This window comes from Pseudooceanicola endophyticus (assembly GCF_018760365.1).
In the GTDB taxonomy this organism is placed as follows: Bacteria; Pseudomonadota; Alphaproteobacteria; order Rhodobacterales; family Rhodobacteraceae; genus Pseudooceanicola; species Pseudooceanicola endophyticus.
In genome coordinates, this window is record NZ_JAHIAB010000010.1 from 105,136 (window position 1) to 125,306 (window position 20,171).

The 20,171-nt window shown below is 68.2% G+C and carries 19 protein-coding genes; 1 reads left to right on the forward strand and 18 read right to left on the reverse strand.

The genetic code is table 11. The annotated features are described in order from the left end of the window. Positions 1-17: 17 nt before the first annotated feature. From glyS to KM176_RS16985, 3 genes are all read right to left on the reverse strand, one after another. Positions 18-2,087 (reverse strand): glycine--tRNA ligase subunit beta, encoded by a 2,070-nt coding sequence (gene glyS, locus KM176_RS16975; protein ID WP_160895143.1) that lies wholly within the window; start codon positions 2,085-2,087, stop codon positions 18-20. 121 nt (positions 2,088-2,208) lie between these two features. Continuing rightward, positions 2,209-2,742, reverse strand: coding sequence for a DUF6446 family protein (locus KM176_RS16980; protein ID WP_160895142.1), 534 nt, complete (start codon positions 2,740-2,742; stop codon positions 2,209-2,211). A 6-nt stretch (positions 2,743-2,748) separates the two neighbouring features. Continuing rightward, positions 2,749-3,693 (reverse strand): glycine--tRNA ligase subunit alpha, encoded by a 945-nt coding sequence (locus KM176_RS16985; protein WP_160895141.1) that lies wholly within the window; start codon positions 3,691-3,693, stop codon positions 2,749-2,751. 202 nt (positions 3,694-3,895) lie between these two features. On the opposite strand from KM176_RS16985, the gene KM176_RS16990 reads away from it, so the two are divergent. Then, entirely contained in the window at positions 3,896-5,665 is a 1,770-nt protein-coding gene (locus KM176_RS16990) for a serine protease (protein WP_160895140.1), read from the forward strand. Between the two features lie 179 nt (positions 5,666-5,844). On the opposite strand, the gene cynS is transcribed toward KM176_RS16990, so the two are convergent. The 15 genes from cynS to KM176_RS17065 all read right to left on the reverse strand — a co-directional run bounded on the left by cynS (position 5,845) and on the right by KM176_RS17065 (position 20,154). After that, positions 5,845-6,312: a cyanase gene (gene cynS / locus KM176_RS16995; RefSeq protein WP_160895139.1), complete on the reverse strand. Its 468-nt coding sequence runs from the start codon at positions 6,310-6,312 to the stop codon at positions 5,845-5,847. Between the two features lie 21 nt (positions 6,313-6,333). Further along, the gene (locus tag KM176_RS25190; protein WP_160895138.1) at positions 6,334-8,070 is read right to left on the reverse strand and encodes a bifunctional protein-serine/threonine kinase/phosphatase; all 1,737 of its coding nucleotides are present in this window, start codon (positions 8,068-8,070) and stop codon (positions 6,334-6,336) included. A gap of 63 nt (positions 8,071-8,133) precedes the next feature. Next, positions 8,134-8,976 (reverse strand): formate/nitrite transporter family protein, encoded by an 843-nt coding sequence (locus KM176_RS17005; RefSeq protein WP_160895137.1) that lies wholly within the window; start codon positions 8,974-8,976, stop codon positions 8,134-8,136. Between the two features lie 499 nt (positions 8,977-9,475). Further along, positions 9,476-9,928 (reverse strand): RrF2 family transcriptional regulator, encoded by a 453-nt coding sequence (locus KM176_RS17010; RefSeq protein WP_160895136.1) that lies wholly within the window; start codon positions 9,926-9,928, stop codon positions 9,476-9,478. Between the two features lie 135 nt (positions 9,929-10,063). Further along, complete coding sequence (cysG, locus tag KM176_RS17015; RefSeq protein ID WP_160895135.1) at positions 10,064-11,449, reverse strand: siroheme synthase CysG; 1,386 nt, start codon at positions 11,447-11,449, stop codon at positions 10,064-10,066. Between the two features lie 198 nt (positions 11,450-11,647). Next, on the reverse strand, positions 11,648-13,096 hold the full coding sequence (locus tag KM176_RS17020) for a TrkH family potassium uptake protein (RefSeq protein WP_160895263.1): 1,449 nt from the start codon (positions 13,094-13,096) through the stop codon (positions 11,648-11,650). Between the two features lie 40 nt (positions 13,097-13,136). Next, positions 13,137-13,763, reverse strand: coding sequence for an urease accessory protein UreG (gene ureG, locus KM176_RS17025; RefSeq protein ID WP_160895134.1), 627 nt, complete (start codon positions 13,761-13,763; stop codon positions 13,137-13,139). A gap of 13 nt (positions 13,764-13,776) precedes the next feature. Beyond that, entirely contained in the window at positions 13,777-14,415 is a 639-nt protein-coding gene (locus KM176_RS17030; RefSeq protein WP_160895262.1) for an urease accessory protein UreF, read from the reverse strand. Further along, positions 14,408-14,983, reverse strand: a complete 576-nt coding sequence (locus tag KM176_RS17035) for an urease accessory protein UreE (RefSeq protein ID WP_160895133.1) — start codon at positions 14,981-14,983, stop codon at positions 14,408-14,410. Before KM176_RS17035 ends, KM176_RS17030 begins: the two co-directional genes overlap by 8 nt. Before the next feature lie 25 nt (positions 14,984-15,008). Continuing rightward, positions 15,009-15,227 (reverse strand): hypothetical protein, encoded by a 219-nt coding sequence (locus KM176_RS17040; RefSeq protein WP_160895132.1) that lies wholly within the window; start codon positions 15,225-15,227, stop codon positions 15,009-15,011. A gap of 364 nt (positions 15,228-15,591) precedes the next feature. Then, entirely contained in the window at positions 15,592-17,301 is a 1,710-nt protein-coding gene (gene ureC, locus KM176_RS17045; RefSeq protein WP_160895131.1) for an urease subunit alpha, read from the reverse strand. A 128-nt stretch (positions 17,302-17,429) separates the two neighbouring features. Next, positions 17,430-18,350: a hypothetical protein gene (locus tag KM176_RS17050; protein ID WP_202397869.1), complete on the reverse strand. Its 921-nt coding sequence runs from the start codon at positions 18,348-18,350 to the stop codon at positions 17,430-17,432. 109 nt (positions 18,351-18,459) lie between these two features. After that, positions 18,460-18,765 carry an urease subunit beta gene (locus tag KM176_RS17055; RefSeq protein ID WP_160895130.1) on the reverse strand — a complete coding sequence of 102 codons (306 nt, stop codon included), beginning with the start codon at positions 18,763-18,765 and terminating at the stop codon, positions 18,460-18,462. A 165-nt stretch (positions 18,766-18,930) separates the two neighbouring features. Then, positions 18,931-19,233 (reverse strand): urease subunit gamma, encoded by a 303-nt coding sequence (locus tag KM176_RS17060; RefSeq protein ID WP_160895129.1) that lies wholly within the window; start codon positions 19,231-19,233, stop codon positions 18,931-18,933. A 3-nt stretch (positions 19,234-19,236) separates the two neighbouring features. Beyond that, on the reverse strand, positions 19,237-20,154 hold the full coding sequence (locus KM176_RS17065) for an urease accessory protein UreD (protein WP_160895128.1): 918 nt from the start codon (positions 20,152-20,154) through the stop codon (positions 19,237-19,239). Between the last annotated feature and the right edge of the window lie 17 nt (positions 20,155-20,171).

Below are 20,171 nucleotides of genomic sequence, written 5' to 3' on the forward strand. Positions count from 1 at the left end.
GCGCCCCTCCCCGGACCTCAGCCCTCGATCTTCGTCAGGTCGGCGACCTTCAGAACCGTGGAACGGATCGTCGACAACAGGTTCAGGCGGTTGCGGCGGACAATCTCGTTCTCCGCGTTCACCTGGACCGCCTCGAAGAAGGCGTCGATCGGTGCGCGCAGGGCGGCCATGGCGGCCATGGCCGTCGCGAAGTCCTGCGTTTCCAGAGCCGCCGCAATCTTCGGGCCCGCTGCTTCCAACGCATCGAACAGCGCCGTTTCGGCAGCGTCTTCGGCGAACTTGCGATCCGCGCCGAACTCGTAGGCGACGCCGTCCTTCTCCTCAGCCTGGGTGAGGATGTTGTTGGCGCGCTTGAAGCCCTGCACCAGGTTGGTTCCATCGTCGGTCGCAAGCGTCTCGGAGAGCGCCCGGGCGCGTTTCACCAGCAGGGTGATGTCGTCGTTGGCCTCCATCGCAAGGCAGGCGTCAATCACGTCGTGGCGGATGCCCTCGTCGCGCAGGTGCACCTTCAGGCGGTCGTGGAAGAAGGACAGAAGATCGGCGGAAACCTCCGGAGCCAGGTCATGGCCTGCGCCTGCGAAGATCCCGGTGAGCGGCGCGGTCACGTCGTTCACCAGCAGCAGCCGGATCACCCCCAGGGCGGCACGGCGCAGCGCGAAGGGATCCTTGGAGCCGGTGGGCTTTTCGTCGATGGCCCAGAACCCGGTCAGCGTGTCCAGCTTGTCGGCCAGGGCCACGGTCGCAGAAACGGCCGCCGTCGGCACGTCATCGGTCGGCCCCAGGGGCGAGTAATGCTCCTGGCAGGCCAGCGCCACTTCCGCCGGAAGACCGGCGGCCTCGGCGTAGTAGCGGCCCATCAGGCCCTGAAGCTCGGGGAATTCGTAGACCATTTCCGACGAGAGGTCGGCCTTGGCGGTGCGTGCGGCCTGTTCGGCCAGGTCCGCATTGGCGCCAAGCGCCGGGGCGATCACCCGCGCCAGAGCCGCGATCCGGTCGATCCGCGCCGCCTGCGAGCCGAGCTTGGCATGGAAGGTCACATTGGAGAGCTGGTCGATCCAGGGCTGCATCTTCTGCGCCCTGGCGACCCGCAGGTCGTTTTCCCAGAAGAACTTCGCATCCGACAGGCGGGCCGAAAGCACCTTCTGGTTCCCGGCCAGGATCGTCGCGCCGTTGTCGCGCGTCTCGCGGTTGGCAACCGTGATGAAACGCTCGATCCGGCCCGTCTTCGGGTTCTTCACCGAGAAGAACTTCTGGTGTTCCTTCATCGAGGTCTGCAGCACCTCGGGCGGCAGGCCCAGGAAGTCGGCGCCGATCTCGCCCATCAGGACCACGGGCCATTCGACCAGGCCCGAGACCTCGGCCAGCAGGCCGCGGTCCTCGACCACTTCAAGGCCGCAGGCGAAGGCCTGGTTGGTGGCTTCCTGCCAGATCGCATCGGCACGCTCTGCGGCGTCCAGCACCACGAAGCGCCGTTTCAGCTGGGCGGCATAATCGTCGAACGAGGACACCACGAAGCGCCCCGGAGCCATGAAGCGATGCCCTTCGGTGGTGTTCGAGGAGACGATCCCCTCGACCTCCAGAGGCACCACGCGGGCGCCGGCCTCATCGCTCAGGATGCACAGGATCGAATGCAGCGGGCGCACCCAGCGCAGGCTGCCGGCGCCCCAGCGCATGGATTTCGGCCAGGGGAAGTTGCGGATCGTGCGGTCGAGGACCTCGGCGATGATCTCCTCCGCCGGACGGCCCGGCTTCTCGATCACCGCGTAGAAGACCTTGCCCTTCTTCTCGTCGCGCTCTTCCAGCTGGTCGCGCGTCAGCCCGGTCGAGCGCAGGAAGCCCTCCACCGCCTTTTCCGGCGCATCCACGCGCGGGCCCTTGCGCTCTTCGCGCAGGGTGGGGCTGTTCGCCAGCAGGTCGCTCAGCGTCAGGGTCAGGCGGCGCGGCGTGTGGAAGGCGGCGGCACCTGCATAGGTGAGGCCGGCATCCACCAGGCCATCGGTGACGAGCTTCTTCAGGTCCTCGGCGGCACGGGCCTGCATCCGTGCGGGGATTTCCTCGGAGAAGAGTTCGATCAGGAGATCGGGCATTGGTTCCATCCGGGTCCGGGCGCCGGGACGGCGCGGTTCCGGGGTGGAATATCGGAGGGGGGCCGGGGCGTCCAGAGGGGGCAGGCCCGGGAATGCGCCTCTTGCGGGCGCAGGCCCCGGATCAGGGCCGCACGGTGCCCTCGGGCGGGGGCGGACAGCCCTCGGGGGTGGGCTTGCCGTCGAAAACCTCGCGACCGCAGGCGTTGATCTGCTGCCAGGCATAGCCATGGCCATCCGCCGTCACCGCGATCACCCGGTCGACGCCGTAATGGATGTTCTTCACCGACAGGAAGGCCCGCGCCGAGCCATCCTCCAGCGCCGCCCCGATCCGCCCCGCATCGTAGCAGGAGAACCAGCGCGGCCCGTTCAGCGGATCGGCTTCGGGATAGGGGCGTGCGGTCTCCGCCAGTTCCTCGGGCGTCACGCGGGTGGTGAAGCAGGCCCGGTAGCGGATCGGAGAGCTGTCGGCGTCGATCGCCTGGAAGCCGGCATGGGCCAGCGGCATCGCCCCCTGCCCCGCCTGCGGCACCAGCACCACGTCGGAAGGCCCCGTGGCCGGGACCTTCTGGTAATAGGCATAGACCTGGAACCAGTAGACGGCCCCGCCGGTCAGCAGCGCTGCGGCAAGGATCACCAGGACCAGGACCTTGCCCATGTCCGCTTACTCGGCCGCTTCGGGCTGCCAGCCCCCGGCCTCGGTCTGCACGAAGGCATCGGCGCATTGCTTGGCCAGCGCCCGCACCCGGCCGATATAGGCCTGACGTTCGGTGACCGAGATCACGCCGCGCGCATCCAGCAGGTTGAAGATGTGGCTGGCCTTGATGCACTGGTCATAGGCCGGGTGCGCCATGATGATGCGCTTGCCGGTCTTGGGATCGTCATGCGGCTGGGACAGGATCGCCTCGCATTCCGCCTCGGCCTCCTCGAAATGCTTCAGCAGCACCTCGGTATTGGCGGTGTCGAAGTTGAAGCGGGAATATTCCTGCTCGGTCTGGCGGAAGACATCGCCGTATTTCAGCGCGATGGCCGCCGAGGGATCGTTGAAGGGCATGTCCATCACGTGATCGATGCCCAGCACGTACATCGCCAGGCGCTCCAGACCATAGGTCAGCTCGCCCGAGACCGGCTTGCAGTCATGGCCGCCGACCTGCTGGAAATAGGTGAACTGAGACACTTCCATGCCGTCGCACCAGACTTCCCAGCCCAGGCCCCAGGCCCCCAGCGTCGGGCTTTCCCAGTCATCCTCGACGAAGCGGATGTCATGCAGCTCCATGTCGATGCCGATCGCCTGAAGCGAACCCAGGTACAGCTCCTGGAGGTTCGCGGGCGAGGGTTTGATCAGCACCTGGTACTGGTAATAATGCTGCAGGCGGTTCGGGTTCTCGCCGTAGCGGCCATCGGTGGGACGGCGCGAGGGCTGCACATAGGCCGCCGCCCAGGCGTTCGAGCCGAGCGAGCGCAGCGTGGTGGCGGGGTGGAAGGTGCCTGCGCCCACTTCCATGTCGTAAGGCTGCATGATCGCGCAACCCTGGGAAGCCCAGTAGGATTGCAGCCGCAGGATGATTTCCTGGAAGCTTTTCGGCTTGTCGATGCTCTGCCCGGTCATGTGGCGTCCCTCTTGGCGAAACGGCGTTCAGCGCCCCTGATATGGGCGCCCCCCCGGCGGGTCAATGAGCGCGTTGCGCATTATTGGGATGAAAGGCGGCGGGGATTTGCTAGAACATCCCCTGACGGCCCCGGTGCCGGGCCCCGTGGGGCCCCGCCCGCAAGAGGGCCCGGACCCGAGGATCGACGCAGGAGAGCCATCCATGTACCGCATTCTGCTGGCGCTGGCCGTGATGCTGGCGCTTGCCCCCCGCATTGCCACCGCCCAGGGCACCGGGGTCTACGTGCAGATCGAGGCGAAACCCACCATGGCCGAGGCCCAGGCGGCGATTTCGCAATATGAAACCTACCTTCAGGACGTGAACGGCTTCACCCTGGCGAATGGCTTCTACGCCATCGCCCTGGGGCCCTACACCCGCGAGGATGCCGGCCAGGTGCTGCGCGTGCTGCGCGGCGAGGGGCGCATTCCCGGCGACAGCTACATCGCCTCGCCCTCCTGGTACGCCGGCCAGTTCTGGCCCCCCGCCGGGGACAGCCCGGCCCCGCAGGCCCCCGCGCCCGCGCCCGAGGCACAATCTCCGGCCCCGCAGGCCCAGGCCCCCGCGCCGCAATCCGACGGCTTCCAGAGCACCCTGCCCGAGGAAACCGTGGCCGAGGCCCGCGCCGGCGAGGCGCAGCTGGACCGCGGCCAGCGCGATCAGCTGCAACAGGCGCTGAAGGCGGCGGGCTTCTATTCCGGCGCCATCGACGGCGCCTTCGGACGCGGCACCCGCAACGCCATGGCCAGCTGGCAGGCGGCGCAGGGCTATGAGGCCACCGGCGTGCTGACCACCTCGCAGCGCGCGACCCTGGTGCGGGATTACAACGCCGTGCTCTCCGGGCTCGACCTGCGGCAGGTCGAGGACAGCCGGGCCGGGATCTCCGTGCAGATGCCGACCGCCCGGGTGGCCTTCGACCGCTACGACGCCCCCTTCGCCTTCTACAAGGCGACCTCGGGCGCGGACACGGCGGCGCCCAGGGTGATCCTGATCTCGCAACCCGGTGATCGCGGCGCGCTCTCGGCGCTCTACGAGATCCTGCAGACCCTGGCCATCGTGCCCGCCAACGGGCCGCGCAGCCGCACCGCCAACGGCTTCACCATCACCGGGCGCAACAGCCGGATCGTCTCCTACACCGAGGCATCCCTGGAGGACGGCCAGATCAAGGGCTTCACCCTGGTCTGGCCCGCCGGCGACGACAGCCGCTTCGATCGCCTGCGCGCCGAGATGAAGGCCAGCTTCCGCCGCCTGCCAGACGTGTTGCCGGCCGCCGCGGCCAGGGCCGATGACGGCCAGAGCATCGATCTGGTCTCGGGACTGCAACTGCGGCGCCCGGCGCAGTCGCGCAGCGGCCTCTTCGTCGACAGCTCCGGCGCGGTGCTGACCGTGGCCAGCGCGGTGGCGCAATGCGCCCGCATCACCCTGGATCAGGACATCCCCGCCCAGGTGGTCCAGAGCGATCCCGATACCGGCCTAGCCGTGCTGCGGCCGGACCATGCGATCGCGCCCCGTGGCGTCGCCGCCTTCGCCTCCGGAGAGGCGCCGCTCGGGGCCAGCATCGCGGTGGCCGGCTATTCCTACCAGGGCGTGCTGGGCGCCCCGACGCTGAGCTTCGGCAAGGTCGCAGGCCTGACCGGGCTCGACGGCGAAAGCGGTATCGACCGGCTCGCGGTGCGGGTGCAGAAAGGCGATGCCGGCGGCGCGGTGCTCGACATGTCGGGCCGGGTGCTGGGCATCCTGCGCGCGCCCGCGGCCAGCCCGGAGCGCAAGCTGCCGGCCAATGTCGCCTTCTCGCTCGAGGCCGACACGGTGACCGGGTTCCTGCGCGATGCCGGCGTGACGCCGAAGCTCAGCGCCCCGGCGCCCGAGATCGCCCCGGAACGCCTGTCCCGGCAGGCGCGCGACATGGCAGTGCTGGTCAGCTGCTGGAACTGAAACGCAAGGGGCCCCGCGCGGGCCCCTTCCGCTTTCATCTTTCCCCAAATATGGCGGGGGAGTCTCCGCAGGAGACGGGGGCAGAGCCCCCTGCCGACGGATCAGGGGGGCGCTGCCCCCGCCGGTGCTGCGCACCGCCTCCCCCGGGATATTTCCCGCCAGATGATGAAGAGCCGCCCCTACCAGGCGTTGAACGACAGGTACTTGCCCGACATCTTCACCTCGACACGGTCGCCCTTCGGGTGCGGGATGCGGTTCACCTCCATGTCGAAGTCGATGGCCGACATGATGCCGTCGCCGAATTTCTCGTGGATCAGCGCCTTCAGGGTCGGCCCGTAGACTCCCACCACCTCGTAGAAGCGGTAGATGCAGGGATCGGTGGGCACGGCCTGGGTCCAGATCTTGGTCGGGCTCTCGGTCAGGATCTCGACCGCCGCCTCTGGCAGGTCCAGCAGGGCCACCAGAGCCTGGGCCTTGCCGAGCGGCATGGCGTTCATCCCCATGGCGCAGGAATGGGTCCAGACCGGCGACATGCCGATCGCCTCGGCGATGCCCTCCCAGCTGCGCTTGCTGCGGCGCCGGGCCGACAGGATCAGTGCCGTCACATCCTCCCGGGTCAGATCCTCGGGGTTGGGAATGTCCTTCATCTTTCGTCCTCCTGTGAATGATCAGCCCTGCTGCAGCCGTGCCAGAAGCACGACCACCAGAAGGGCCAGCAGGGCCGAGACGGCCTGCCAGAAACGCACCGGATTGCGGGCCGCCAGCGGCACCGGATGCGCCGCCCGGAAGGCGCGCCCCGGCGCCCTGAGCGCGGAATCGAATTCCGACAGCGTCGCGAAGCGCCGCGCCGGATCGGGATGGGTGGCCCGGCGCAGCGCATCGTCGAGCCAGGGCGGCACCCCGGGGGCGCGTTCGCGCGCCGAGCGGTAGACCAGGCGCGCCGCATCGCGCCGGCTGCGCAGTCTTGCGACCCGCGCGCCATAGGGCAGACGGCCCGTCAGCATCTCGTAGGCGATCACCCCGAGCGAGAAGAGATCGGCCTGCGAGCCGGCCGGATCGCCGAGGAAATATTCCGGGGCGCTGTATTGCAGCGTGCCCAGCACCGGCGCCGGCGCCGGGGTCCGCATTTCTTCCAGTCCGGCGACCCGGGCAGCGCCGAGGTCGATGATCGTCACCGTGCCAGCGGCGTCGATCATGATGTTCTCGGGGCGCAGGTCCTGGTGCAGCACCTGGCGGCGGTGCAGCGCCCGCAGCCCCTTCAGCAGCTGCCCGATGATGTCGCGCAGCTGCGCCAGTGTCGGCGCCGGATGATCCGTCATCCACTGGCGCAGGGTCTGCCCCTCCAGGTATTCGCCAACGAGGTAGAGCGCGCTGCGCCGCTCGGGCGCGGGGGCGGCGGCCAGCACATGGGGCGAGGAGACCCGCCGGGCGATCCATTCCTCGGCCAGGAACTGGCGCAGCAGCAGCGGGTCCTCATGCAGCTCCGCCGAGGGCACTTTCAGCGTCACCCGCTGCCCGCTGGGCGCCTGCGCCAGCCAGATCCGCGAGCGGTGGCTTTCGTGCATAAGCCGCAGCAGCTGGAAGCCGTCAAGCACCGCCCCCGGCGCCAGGGCGGAGGGCAGCGGCAGCTGGCGGGCTTCCTCGAACAGGGTGGCATCGTCGGGATCGGGCAGCGCCTCGATCCGCAGGATCTGCAGCGTAAGGTTGTCGGTGGCGCCCCGCGCCTTCACCGCCTCCAGGATCAGGTCCACGGCAGCCTGCAGATCACCGGCCTCGCGCAGGGCGCGGGCCACCAGCGGCCCGTCCCAGTGCCCGTGCACCCCGTCGGTGCTGAGCAGGAAGACATCGCCCACCGCCAGCGGCAGCGTCTGAAAGCCGGTCTCGGCGCGCGGGTTCAGCCCCATGGCCCGGTCCAGCACCACCGCGCCCGAGGAAAGCCGGCGCTGGTGATCGACGGTCAGCGGCTCGATGCTTTCGCCCGAAAGGCGGCTGACGCGGCTGTCGCCCAGATGCAGGACATGCGCCTGCCGCCCCTTCAGCACCAGCGCCGCCAGGGTGCAGACCGCGCCCTGCTCCAGCTCTTCGCCCGCGGTCTGGGCATGCAGCCAGGCATTGCCCGCCTGCACCACCGCCTCTAGCGATCGGGCGACCGACCAGGCGTCGGGGGTGCAGGGGTAATCTTCCAGCAGGGCGCGCACCGTCGTCTCGGCGGCCATGCGCCCGCGGGCAGAGGTCGAAATCCCGTCGGCCACCGCCGCCACCACGCCCTTCAGCGTCAGCAGCGGGCCATCGGGAAGGCGCAGGCCCAGGAAATCCTGGTTCTCCGCCTTGCGGCCCGGATCGGTGCCCTGCCCGACCGAGACGGTCAGACGTGCAGGCGATGTCTGGGGGGTATCCCGTGGCATGGCGATCCGGATGGCGGAAGGAAAAGGTGGCCCCGCAGGATGCGGGGCCACGGAGCGGGGCGATTACTCGGCAGCCATCGGCGCGCGGGTCTCGTCCGCGGGCTTGCGCGAGGGGCCGGACTTGTAATGGGTGGCGTAGATCATGCCGCCCACGAAGGTCAGGCCGCCGACGAGGTTGCCCAGAACCACCGGGATCTCGTTGTAAAGGAAGTAGTCGGCCCAGGTGAACTGACCGCCCAGGATGATGCCCGAGGGGAACAGGAACATGTTCACGATGGAATGTTCGAAGCCCAGGTAGAAGAAGACCAGGATCGGCATCCACATCGCCATGATCTTGCCCGAGACCGAGGTCGACATCATCGCCGCGACCACCCCGGTCGAGACCATCCAGTTGCACATCACGGCGCGGATGAAGACGGTCAGCAGCCCGGCCCCGCCGGCGGCGGCATAGCCCAGGGTGCGCGCCTCGCCGATCTTGCCGATCTTCTGGCCGATGGCATTGGGTTCCTGGCTGAAGCCCATGGTGAAGATGATCGCCATGAAGATCGCCACCGTCATGGCGCCGGCGAAGTTGCCGCAGAACACCAGGCCCCAGTTGCGCAGCACGCCGCCCCAGGTGCAGCCCGGGCGTTTCGCGATCACCGCCAGCGGCGCCAGGGTGAAGACGCCGGTCAGCAGGTCGAAGCCCAGCAGGTAGAGCATGCAGAAGCCGACCGGGAACAGCAGCGCGCCGACCAGCGGCTGGCCGGTGTTGACGGTGATGGTGATCGCGAAGGCGGCGGCCAGCGCCAGGATCGCGCCCGCCATGTAGGCGCGGATCAGCGTATCGCGGGTGGACATGAAGATCTTGGATTCACCGGCCTCGATCATCTTGGCGGCGAACTCCTTCGGAGTGACATAGGCCATTTGGTTTCCCTTCTGGTGTTGGTCCAGCCTGATGTTTCAGGCGTTCGTCGATGTGGCAGCGCAGCCCGTGGCCGGGCGGCACCGAAGCCGGCCGGGGCCGGTCGTGGATGACGGAAAGAAAAGGCCGCAGCCCCGCCTTCCGGCAGGCGCCTCGGGGGGAGGCGCGGTTTCCAGTCGGGATCACGGAGAGAGAGGCACGCCGCTTTCCCACGCCGGACCCTTCGGGGGGCCGGGCGAAGTCGCAGCGCCATTGCTGCCGCCCCGGATCGGGGCACTTGACGGAAAGCCGCGCCATTGCGGCGGAACAGGGGCGACGCCTGTGGCCGGTCGCTCCTGTATTCTTCAATACCCGGGAATGTATTTATCGGGCAGAAAAATGTCCCGGCAGAGCGGGATTTCCGCCTTGCAGACCGAAAATGGTCACAGAATGGTCAGTTTCGGACCCGCAGCCACCGGAATGCCCGGGAATTCAGCCATGCCGAATGACGCTGGGGCAGGATCAGGGATTCGGCACCGGCGTGCGGGCGTTTTCTCCGGCGCCCAGAAGCACCGTCAGGGTGGCGGGATGGGCGCCCACCGCATCGGCGACGCTGAACCGGTCAAGGGTGGCATAGAAGCTGCGCTTGGCCTCGGCTAGCACCCGCACCACGCCGCAGGCGCCCAGCAGGATGCAGGTGGAACAATCCACCATCTGGCTATCGCCCTCCATGTGGCGCACCACCGCGCCCAGATGCACCTGGTCGGCCGGGCGCGCCAGGCTGACGCCGCCGCGCCGGCCCCGGGTGCTGGACAGGAACCCGCCGTCCACCAGCTGGTTGACCACCTTCATCAGGTTGCTTTGCGACAGGTCATGGGCGCGCACGATTTCGGAAATCGGAACCTGCCGGCCCTGATGCGCCCCCAGGTACAGGCACACCCGCACCGCGTAATCCGAAAATTTGGACAATTTCATGTCGGAGCCTGCACGAAAATTCTGCGTTTCCAATACAGGGTAGAAGACCCCATGGCTGCGACTCAAGCCATGAGGTCATGATAGAGGAGCGTTTTCGCCCTTTGCGGATGCAGACCCGGGTGTGGGATCCTGCATTCAGACGGCGGATACCCGATTGTGTACATTCCGGGCAACATGGTCTTTCGAATAACGCAACAGAAGGATCGCCGGGCTCTTCACCCCTGCCCCCGCGAGGCTCTGTGCCAGCCCGTCCAGCCGGGTCGAAAGGCAGCGCTGCGATTCGGTCGAGGCCGAGGCCACCACGTCCACCGGGCAATCCCCCGGCACCCCGGACGCCAGCAGCGTGGCCTCGATCTGGGGGGCCTTCTCGACGGCCATGTAGAAGGCCATGGCGGTGCCGGGACGCGCCAGCGGCTGCCAGTCGGGGACCGCATCGCCGGGACGGCACATGCCGGTGGTGATGACGAAACTGTCGGTCTCTCCGCGCTCGGTCAGCGGGCGGGTCAGGGCAGCGGCGGCGGCCGAGGCGGCGGTGATGCCCGGCACGATCTCGACCTCCACTCCGGCGGCGCGGGCAGCGGCGATCTCCTCGGCGGCGCGGCCGAAGATCGACGGATCGCCGGATTTCAGCCGCACCACGCGACGCCCCTTCGCGGCCTCGGCCACGATCAGCGCGTCGATGCGCTCCTGCGGCCAGGCGCAGGCGCCGACCTCCTTGCCGACATAGACGCGGTCGGCGTCGCGGCGGGCAAGCTCCAGCACCTCGGGATCGACGAGGCGGTCGTAGAAGATCACGTCGGCCTCCTGCAGGCGGCGCACGGCGCGCAGGGTCAGCAGGTCACGCGCCCCCGGCCCGGCCCCGACCAGAGAGATCCGGCCCACCGCCTGCGGCGCGCGCCCCTCGGCGATGGCCTGTTTCAGCAGGTCGGCGGCGGCATGTTCATCGCCCTGGCGGTGCTTCGCAAAGGCCTCTCCGGCAAAGACCCATTCCCAGAAGCCGCGCCGCGCCGCAGGGGCAATCCTTTCGGCCACCGCATCGCGCAGACGCCCCGCCAGCGCCGCGAAGGCCCCAAGGCGGGGATGCAGCAGGGTCTCCACCTCGGTCTTGATGGCGCGGCCCAGCACCGGGGCGGTGCCCTCGGTGCCGATCGCCACGACCACCGGATCGCGGTCCACGATGGACGGCGTGAAGGCATCGCAATGCTCGGGACGGTCGACGATGTTGACCACCGCGCCCTTCGCACGGGCCATGGCGGCCAGCGCCAGCTCCTCGGCCTCATCCCCGGTGGCGATGAAGCTCAGGATGCAGTTGTCGAACAGCTCGGGCGTGGCCTCTTGCACCTGGCGGGCGCGGCCCGCGTGCACCAGCCCCTCAAGCTCCGGATCGAGGGTCTGCGCGCACAGCACGATCTCGGCCTCGGTCTTCAGGATCAGGCGGGTCTTGCGCGCGGCCTCGGCCCCGCCGCCGCAGATCACGACACGGCGGCCAGCCATCGAAAGAAACATCGGGAAGGTCTTCATCGGGGGATCTCCGGCAGGAAGAAAACGAAAAAGGGCCGCTGACCTTCGCAGTGTCGCGAAGAGCCGAGCCGCCTTGCTCTGGTTTTCCCAGTCGTCGGGAGGGGGTCCGGGCGCCGTTGCCGGGGACTTGCCGTCAAGTATGACGGAATCAGCGGGCACCGCGCAAGGATTTTCCCCCGCGGCGCCCGGTTTCGCGCGTCAGGCGCGCCAGAAACGCACGGTCAGCATCGCGTAGACCACCATCAGCTCAAGCCGGCCGACCAGCATCCCGACCGACAGGATCCATTTCGCCGGATCGTTCAGCGTGCTGAAGTTGCCTGCCGGGCCGATGATGTCGCCCAGCCCCGGGCCGATGTTGGCCAGCGCCGTTGCCGCCCCCGAGATCGCGGTGACGAAATCCAGCCGCGTCAGCGCCAGCGCCACCGCGAAGACCCCGACCGAGACGACGAAGAACACGAAGAAGGAGATGACGGAGCCCAGCACCTCTTCGCTCAGCGGGCGGCCATCGTAGCGCGGCACCACGACGGCGTGGGGGGCATGGATCGCCCGGATCCGCGCCCGGATGCAGGCGAACAGGATCTGGTAGCGGAAGATCTTGACCGAGCACGCGGTGGAGCCCGCGCAGCCGCCGATCAGCCCGACGAAGAAGAAGATGGTGACCAGGAAGGGCCCCCATTTCATGTAATCGACGGAGGCATAGCCCGTCCCCGAGATCACCGAGACGATGTTGAACAGGCTTTCGCGCAGCGCCTGTTCCCAGTGATGCGGGAACAGCATCACCAGCGCCACGGAGGAGACCAGCGTCAGCGTGCCGATCACCCACAGGAAGCCGCGCACCTGGGTGTCCTGGAACACCGCCCGGCGGTTGCCGTTCAGCAGCTGCACGTAACGCACGAAGGGCAGCGCCGCGAGGATCATGTAGGCCGAGGCGGCATATTCCATCTTGCCGGAAAACGCGCCAAAACTGGCATCATGGGTGGAAAAGCCCCCGGTGCTGATCGTCGTCAGCGCATGGACGCAGGCGTCGAAGGCCCCCATGCCAAGCGCCAGGTAGGTCAGCATGCAGGCCACCGTCAGCCCGACGTAGATGACCGAGATCTGCCCTGCGATGGCGGTGGCGCGGGGCAGGATCTTGCCCATCGTCTCGAAGGCTTCGGACTTGAAAACCTGCATACCGCCGACCCGCAGCTCGGGCAGGAAGACCATGGCGACGACGATGATCCCGATGCCGCCCAGCCATTGCAGGATGCCGCGCCACAGCAGCAGGCCGCGCGGCAGCGCATCCAGCCCGGTGAAGACGGTCGAGCCGGTGGTGGTCATGCCCGACATCGCCTCGAAATAGGCGTCGGTGAAGCTGGCGTCGGTGGCGCCGATCATGAAGGGGATGGCCCCGAACAGCGGCAGGATGATCCAGACGCCCGAGGCCAGAAGGAAGGTCTGCTGAAGCGTCAGCCCCTCGCGGTTTCCGGTCTGGCAGGCCAGTGCCGTCAGAGCACCGACGAAGAAGGTCAGCAGGGCCGAGATCGCAAAGACATGCCCCTGCCCGCGACCGTCGATCAGATCGATGGCCATCGGCAGCAGCATGGTCAGCCCCAGCACCGCCACCAGCAGACCGATGACATAGCCGATGGGGCGGATGTCGATCAGTTGCCGGCGCCGGGCCGGCGCGCGCAATCCGACGTAGGTGTCAGGCTGCAAGGGCCAGGCCACCGATCTCCTCGATCAGGGAGAGGACCTGGTCCAGCCCCTCTCCGGTCTTGAGATTGGTGAAGACGAAGGGCCGCGCGCCGCGCTGGATCTTCGCATCGCGCTCCATGACCGAGAGGTCGGAGCCCACATAGGGCGCCAGGTCGATCTTGTTGATGACCAGGATGTCGGACTTGGTGATCGCCGGGCCACCCTTGCGGGGGATCTCTTCGCCGGCGGCGGTGTCGATGACGTAGATCGTCATGTCGACCAGTTCGGGAGAGAAGGTGGCCGACAGGTTGTCGCCGCCCGATTCCACCAGCACCACGTCCAGATCCGGGAAAGCCCTCACCAGATCGTCGATGGCTGCGAGGTTGATCGAGGCATCCTCGCGGATCGCGGTATGGGGGCAGCCGCCGGTTTCCACGCCGCGGATACGCTCGGAGGGCAGCACCTGCATGCGCACCAGCGCTTCGGCGTCCTCCTGGGTATAGATGTCGTTGGTCACCACCGCGACGGAAAGCCGGTCGCGCAGCGCGCGGCAGAGGTTCGCCGTCAGGGTCGTCTTGCCGGCGCCGACGGGGCCGCCGAGGCCGATGCGCAGCGGGCCATGGGGAGATTTGGTCATGGATGCCTCCTTCTCAGGACCGGAACAGCCGGGTCGTCAGGGTTTCCTGCCGCATGGCGGCAATGTCCGACAATAGCGCAGCCGATCCGAGGGCGTCGAGGTCTCCCGGTGCGGCATCCCGGGCGATCCGGTCACAGACGGGTTCAAGAGCATGCAGAAGGCGCTGCCCGTCGGTCTGGCCAAGCGGCACCAGACGGATCGCCGCCGAGGTCAGCGTGGCCGCAAAGGCCTGAAGGAACAGCGTCAGGGTCAGCGGCAGCGGCAGCCCGCAAAGCCGCGCGGCGCGGCCCAGGGCCACCGGATAGGCCATGGCGGGCAGGTCGATGCCGTGGACGGCGGCGGTGGTGCGGGCAAAGGCCTCGCCCTGGGCAAGGGTTTCCAGCCGACGATTGGCCGAGGGGGCCAGCGCGGCAGCCAGATCGGCGATGTCGGGCAGGTCGGCGGGATCGGCATGGAAGGCGGCGGCCAGCAGGATCGCGTCGTTGTGGCCCGCCCCCTGCTCCAGCACGTCGCGGATCCAGGCGGTGGCGGTGGCGGCGTCCTGCACCAGCCCCTCAGCCACGGCAGCCTCGATCCCGTGGGAATAGGCGAAGCTGCCCACCGGATAGGCCGGGGACAGCCAGCGGTGCAGCGTCAGCGCCGGATCAGTGATCATGGTCATGGGAATGGCTGTGCCCGTGATCATGGTCGCGATCATGGTCGTGGTCATGATGGTGCGAATGCGCATGGGTGTGATCATGGGAATGCAGCGCCGCCCCGTCATGCAGGGTCTTGCCATGTTCATGGGCATGGGTGCGGCCATGGCCATAGGCGCCGCCTTCGGGCAGGAAGGGCGCGCTCACGCGGTGCAGATGCGCCCCCAGATGCACCAGCATCTCTCCGATCACGCGGTCTTCGCGGATCAGCAGATGATCAGTGGCGATCTGGCAGGGGGTGTGCCGGTTGCCGACATGCCAGGCCAGGCGGGCCAGTTCCGGCCCCGTGACATGGTAAAGCGGCTCGGCGGCGGCGAGGATGCCGACCAGGCGGCCATCCTCGAGCTGCAGGGCATCCCCCTCATCGAGGGAGATCGTCTGGACCAGGTCGACGAGGATCTTCTCTCCTGCGTCGGTGGTCAGGCCCTTGCGGCGAACAAAGCGCTGCTCGTAGTCAAGCGTGACGTGATCGGCAGGGGTGCCGGTCAGGTCGGTGGCCCTCAGGGCGGTCAGGGCGCGGATCATGCCGCTTCCCCTGCCCCGGGGGCGATCAGACGTAGAACAGGTCGCGGAAGACGTAGGCCGGGATTTCTTCGCGCTTCAGGCCCATCTTGGACAGTTCGACGTCGGACTTGGCCTGCAGCTTTGCGATCTGCTCGGAGCGCGAACGGCGTTCCATGTAGGCGGCCAGACCGGCGCCGACGGCTGCGAAGAAGGAACCCAGTGCGGACTGGCGCGGTGCGGTAACGTTGCTGGAGAAGCTTGCCATTTTGGACCTCGGATTGAGAAGCTGTGGGGTCGCCCCCGTTGTCCTCAAAATAGGTCAGTGCCTCAGCCGTTACCATTTTCAATCCTTCAATACCGTCATGCGTGCGCTGCAACGCAGAAAGCGGGGGCTGGAACCTCTGCGCAAAGCTGACGTGACCTTGCTGCATGGCTTGATCCAAAGCCCCCCAAAAAGTCGCCAGAGTGCAGGAAAACAGGCCATTTTAACAGGCAGTCTGCAAAGCTCCGCCGTTCGGCGGCGAAACGATGCGCCTGCGACATGGCTGCCCTGCATCGCGCCCCGGGAGAGCGCGAGCCGGGGTGACTCGGGGGGTATGCACCGCGTGCAGGCCCCCCGAAGCGGGTCTTCAGAACAGGAAGTAGCGCTGCGCCATCGGCAGCACCTCGGCGGGTTCGCAGGTCAGCAGCTCTCCGTCGGCGCGCACCTCGTAGGTCTCCGGGTTGACCTCGATCTTGGGCAGGGCCGAATTGTGGATCAGGTCGCGCTTGCCGATGTTGCGGGTGTTGAGGACCGCCACCGTCTCCTTCGCGAGGCCGAGGTTGTCGCGGATCCCCTCGGCCTGGGCGGCGGCCGAGACGAAGGTGATGGCGGTTTTTTCGACCGAGCGGCCATAGGCACCGAACATCGGGCGCGAATAGACCGGCTGCGGCGTCGGGATTGAGGCGTTCGGATCGCCCATCTGCGCGCAGACGATGGTGCCGGCCATCAGCACCATTTCCGGCTTCACGCCGAAGAAGGCGGGGTTCCACAGCACCAGGTCGGCGCGCTTGCCGACCTCGATGCTGCCGATCTGGTGCGACAGGCCATGGGCGATGGCGGGGTTGATGGTGTATTTGGCGATGTAGCGCTTGACGCGGAAGTTGTCGTTGGCGCCGGTTTCCTCCGACAGCCGCCCGCGCTGCTTCTTCATCTTGTCGGCGGTCTGCCAGGTGCGGATCAGCACCTCGCCCACCCGGCCCATGGCCTGGCTGTCCGACGCGATGATCGAAAACGCGCCCATGTCGTGCAGGATATCCTCGGCGGCGATGGTCTCGCGGCGGATGCGGCTTTCGGCGAAGGCCACGTCCTCGGGGATCGCCTTGTCGAGGTGGTGGCACACCATCAGCATGTCGAGGTGTTCGTCGATCGTGTTCCTGGTGAAGGGACGCGTCGGGTTGGTCGAGGACGGCAGAACGAATTCCTCGCCGCAGATCTTGATGATGTCGGGGGCGTGGCCACCGCCCGCGCCTTCGGTGTGGAAGGCGTGGATGGTGCGGCCCTTCATGGCCTTCACGGTGTTCTCGACGAAGCCGGATTCATTCAGCGTGTCGGTGTGGATCATCACCTGAACGTCGTAGTCGTCGGCGACCGACAGGCAGTTGTCGATGGTGGCGGGCGTGGTGCCCCAGTCCTCGTGCAGCTTCATGCAGCAGGCGCCGGCGCGGATCTGTTCCTCCAGCGCGGCCGGAAGCGAGGCATTGCCCTTGCCCGCGAAGGCGAGGTTCATCGGGAAGGCATCGGCGGCCTGAAGCATCCGCGCCATGTGCCAGGGACCGGGGGTGACGGTGGTGGCCAGCGTGCCATGCGCCGGACCGGTGCCGCCGCCGATCATGCAGGTGACGCCGGAATGCAGCGCATCGTCGATCTGCTGCGGGCAGATGAAGTGGATATGGCTGTCGATGCCCCCGGCGGTCAGGATGCGCCCCTCGCCGGCAATGGCCTCGGTGCCGGGACCGACGATGATGTCGACGCCGGGCTGGGTGTCGGGGTTGCCGGCCTTGCCGATCCTGTAGATCCGGCCATCCCGCAGGCCCACGTCGGCCTTGTAGATGCCGGAATGGTCGACGATCAGCGCATTGGTGATGACGGTATCAACAGCGCCCTCGGCGCGGGTCGCCTGGGACTGGCCCATGCCGTCGCGGATCACCTTGCCGCCGCCGAATTTCACCTCTTCGCCATAGGTGGTCAGATCCCGTTCGACCTCAATGATCAGGTCGGTGTCGGCCAGGCGCAGGCGGTCTCCGGTGGTGGGACCGAACATCGCGGCATAGTCAGCGCGGGAAATCTGGGTGGGCATCGGGGGCTCCTGCTGTCGTCCGTTTCACGGTCTGTAGGGGCACCTGGCCGGTCGGGGTGGCTCAGGCGGCAAACGGCCCGCGCCGGGGCGCGGGCCGGAAAAGGGTCAGGCCCGAAGGGCGAAGGGGATCACTCCCCCTCCTTCTTGACGGGCGCGGGGGTGGCGGCGGGCTTGGGGGCCTCCGCCTTGGGGGCCGGCGCAGGCGCGGCGGCGGGTTTTGCAGCCTCTGCCTTGGCGGCGGGCGCCGGGGTTTCGGCCTTGGGGGCGGGGGCCGCAGCCTTGGCGGCGGGGGCCGCAGCCTTGGGCGCTTCGGTCTTCGGGGCTTCGGTCTTGGGTGCCGGGGTCGGAGCCGCCTTCGCGGCGGGCGCCGGGGTCGCGGCCTTCGGAGCTTCCTTGGGGGCCTCGGCGGGTTTCGGCGCCGGCATGGCGACCGGCTTGGCGGTCTCGGCCTTGGGCGCGGGCGCTGCGGCCTCGGCCTTCGCGGCAGGCTTCGCGGCCTTGCGCGCGGTCGGCGTTTTGCGCGCGGCGGGACGGCCCGTCTTGGGCGAAGTCGGCGAGGCCTTGCGCGCCGCCGGCTTGCGGGCGGCAGGCTTGGCCTCGGTCTTGGCCGGTTCCGCTACCGGCGTGCTGGCGGTGGCGGCGGGCTTGGCGGCAACGGGTTTGGCGGCGGGTTTCGCAGCCGCCTTCGGCGCTTCGGCCTTGGCCACCGGCTTGGCCGCCGCCTTGCGGGCTGCGGGCTTCGGCTTGGCCGCCGGAGCCGGAGCCGGAGCGGGCGCCGGAGCCGCTTTCGCGGCGGGGGCCGGAGCCGCCTTCACCGGAGCCTTCGCAGGCGCCGGGACCGGCACGGCGGTTTCGGACTTGTCCTCGGCCAGCCGCGCCATCGCGGTCATGCCGTAGCTCAGGGGGCCGAGCGGCGTCAGGGTCATTTCCAGCGGGGCCGTCATCAGGGCGCGGAAATAGCGCATCTGCCATTCCGCCATCCGGGCAGAACCCAGCATGAAGGTCTTCATCAAATCGGCCTGGCGCATCATCATCTGGGTGGCATCCACGACGGCGTCTCCCCTTTGTTTCCTGTTGCGGTTGACGTGATAGTCCCTGCCCTGCCCGACCCGGCCCTTCTGCGGGGCCCGTCCGGATGAGGCCTGCGGCCCGCTCCTGTCAGAGCGGACCCATGACGGCCTGATTGAAGCCGAAAATACGTCGATCCCCCAGGATGGGGATCAGGTTCACTTCGCGGCGCTGGCCCGGCTCGAAGCGCACGGCGGTGCCCGCCGCGATATCCAGCCGCAGGCCACGCGCGGCGGCGCGGTCAAAGTCCAGCGCCCCGTTCGCCTCGGCGAAGTGGTAGTGGCTGCCGACCTGCACCGGGCGGTCCCCGGTGTTGGCGACCATCAGCGTGATCGCCTCGGCGCCCTCGTTCAGCGTCAGCGTGCCCTCTGCGGGCAGCAGTTCCCCGGGGATCATCGGCGACGGTCCCAGGGCTGACGCTTCGGACGTTCCACGCGCACCGGAATCGGCGCGGGTTGCGGGGCCAGCCCCAGAAGGGAGAGGATCTTGTCGAGAATGGTCATTTCGATACCCCTTATCTACGTCTTTACCCAGCAGGCCCCTCGGGCCCCCTGAAGGATCCTAGCGGATCGGATTGTGCACGGTCACCAGTTTCGTCCCATCCGGGAAGGTGGCTTCGACCTGGACCTCGTGGATCATCTCCGGCACTCCGTCCATGCACTGTTCCACGGTGATGACCCGGGCGCCAGCCTCCATCATCTGCGCGACCGAATGGCCGTCGCGCGCGCCCTCGACCACCGCGTCGGTGATCAGGGCAATGGCCTCCGGGTAGTTCAGCTTCACGCCGCGCGCGAGCCGCTTGCGCGCCACCTCGGCGGCCATGGCCACCAGAAGCTTGTCTTTTTCTCTCGGGGTCAGCTGCATGGTTCAAAGCGTCCAGGTCTTGGGAATGTCTTCACCCGAGAGCGCGGTGATGGCCGGCACCAGGCGCTTGCGCAGCGCATAGCCATCCTCGGCAACGATACGGGCGAACAGGAGGTCCGTCGCGACCAGACTGGCACCACCTTGGGGTCCAAGCAAGCCGCGCAGATGCGAAAGTTGCGCCTCGGCGCCGGGTGCGGCGAAGAGAAGCGCCGCCATGGCCAGGTTTCCCGCCATGACACCGGGCCGCGAGAGCTGCGCGGCAATGTCGCCGGACAGGCGGAACTGGTCGGCAAACAGAAGCTGACCGTCGCGGCGCAGGCGCCAGCGGTCCGACAGCAGGCCCGAACGGACCGTCTCGCCCATCGCCAGGCGCCCGACCACCAGCGGCTCGACCGCGAGGAATCGGGCATCGGGGGCCAGGTCGACCTCGAAGCGGCGTTCGACCCGGGCGCCGTCGAACAGGATCGTCTCCTGCGGCAGCCAGTCGAGCCGCCCGCCCGCCCCCACCCGCAGCGCGATGTCCATCCGCCCGGTTTCGGTCGGCTGGGCACGGTAGAGGCGTTCGGCGGCCTGGCTGGTCAGCATCAGCGATGCCCCGGCCTCTGCCTCGGCGGTGATGACGAAACGGTCGCCGCCCGTGACGCCGCCGGAGGTATTGAGGAAGACGGAATTCAGGATGCCGCGGCGCGAGGCCGGGAACAGCGCCTTCAGCGATCCCGACTGGTGCAGCCGGCCGATCCGGGCACCGGGACGCGCGCTGACATGCAGATCCCCGACCGAGCGGGGCTGGGCGCGCAGGGCCCGCGTGTCCTGCGGGCGCGACTGTGTCAGGCTGGCGTTGATGGCTCCCTCCCGAAGCGGGCCCGCGACTGGGCCGTTCGGATCGAGATTAGCAATAGTTTCAGAGGATGTAAGGGGCATTTCCGGGCGCCGCGCCA

What these genes read in the sequence shown, in the direction of transcription:
- KM176_RS17065 (WP_160895128.1), bottom strand. Translation starts at nt 20,154, where the DNA reads ATGCCCCTTACATCCTCTGAAACTATTGCTAATCTCGATCCGAACGGC.
- KM176_RS17060 (WP_160895129.1), bottom strand. Translation starts at nt 19,233, where the DNA reads ATGCAGCTGACCCCGAGAGAAAAAGACAAGCTTCTGGTGGCCATGGCC.
- cysG (WP_160895135.1), bottom strand. Translation starts at nt 11,449, where the DNA reads ATGAAGACCTTCCCGATGTTTCTTTCGATGGCTGGCCGCCGTGTCGTG.
- ureC (WP_160895131.1), bottom strand. Translation starts at nt 17,301, where the DNA reads ATGCCCACCCAGATTTCCCGCGCTGACTATGCCGCGATGTTCGGTCCC.
- KM176_RS16990 (WP_160895140.1), top strand. Translation starts at nt 3,896, where the DNA reads ATGTACCGCATTCTGCTGGCGCTGGCCGTGATGCTGGCGCTTGCCCCC.
- KM176_RS17005 (WP_160895137.1), bottom strand. Translation starts at nt 8,976, where the DNA reads ATGGCCTATGTCACTCCGAAGGAGTTCGCCGCCAAGATGATCGAGGCC.
- KM176_RS16985 (WP_160895141.1), bottom strand. Translation starts at nt 3,693, where the DNA reads ATGACCGGGCAGAGCATCGACAAGCCGAAAAGCTTCCAGGAAATCATC.
- KM176_RS17040 (WP_160895132.1), bottom strand. Translation starts at nt 15,227, where the DNA reads ATGGCAAGCTTCTCCAGCAACGTTACCGCACCGCGCCAGTCCGCACTG.
- cynS (WP_160895139.1), bottom strand. Translation starts at nt 6,312, where the DNA reads ATGAAGGACATTCCCAACCCCGAGGATCTGACCCGGGAGGATGTGACG.
- ureG (WP_160895134.1), bottom strand. Translation starts at nt 13,763, where the DNA reads ATGACCAAATCTCCCCATGGCCCGCTGCGCATCGGCCTCGGCGGCCCC.
- glyS (WP_160895143.1), bottom strand. Translation starts at nt 2,087, where the DNA reads ATGCCCGATCTCCTGATCGAACTCTTCTCCGAGGAAATCCCCGCACGG.
- KM176_RS25190 (WP_160895138.1), bottom strand. Translation starts at nt 8,070, where the DNA reads ATGCCACGGGATACCCCCCAGACATCGCCTGCACGTCTGACCGTCTCG.
- KM176_RS17010 (WP_160895136.1), bottom strand. Translation starts at nt 9,928, where the DNA reads ATGAAATTGTCCAAATTTTCGGATTACGCGGTGCGGGTGTGCCTGTAC.
- KM176_RS17055 (WP_160895130.1), bottom strand. Translation starts at nt 18,765, where the DNA reads ATGATCCCCGGGGAACTGCTGCCCGCAGAGGGCACGCTGACGCTGAAC.
- KM176_RS17035 (WP_160895133.1), bottom strand. Translation starts at nt 14,983, where the DNA reads ATGATCCGCGCCCTGACCGCCCTGAGGGCCACCGACCTGACCGGCACC.
- KM176_RS16980 (WP_160895142.1), bottom strand. Translation starts at nt 2,742, where the DNA reads ATGGGCAAGGTCCTGGTCCTGGTGATCCTTGCCGCAGCGCTGCTGACC.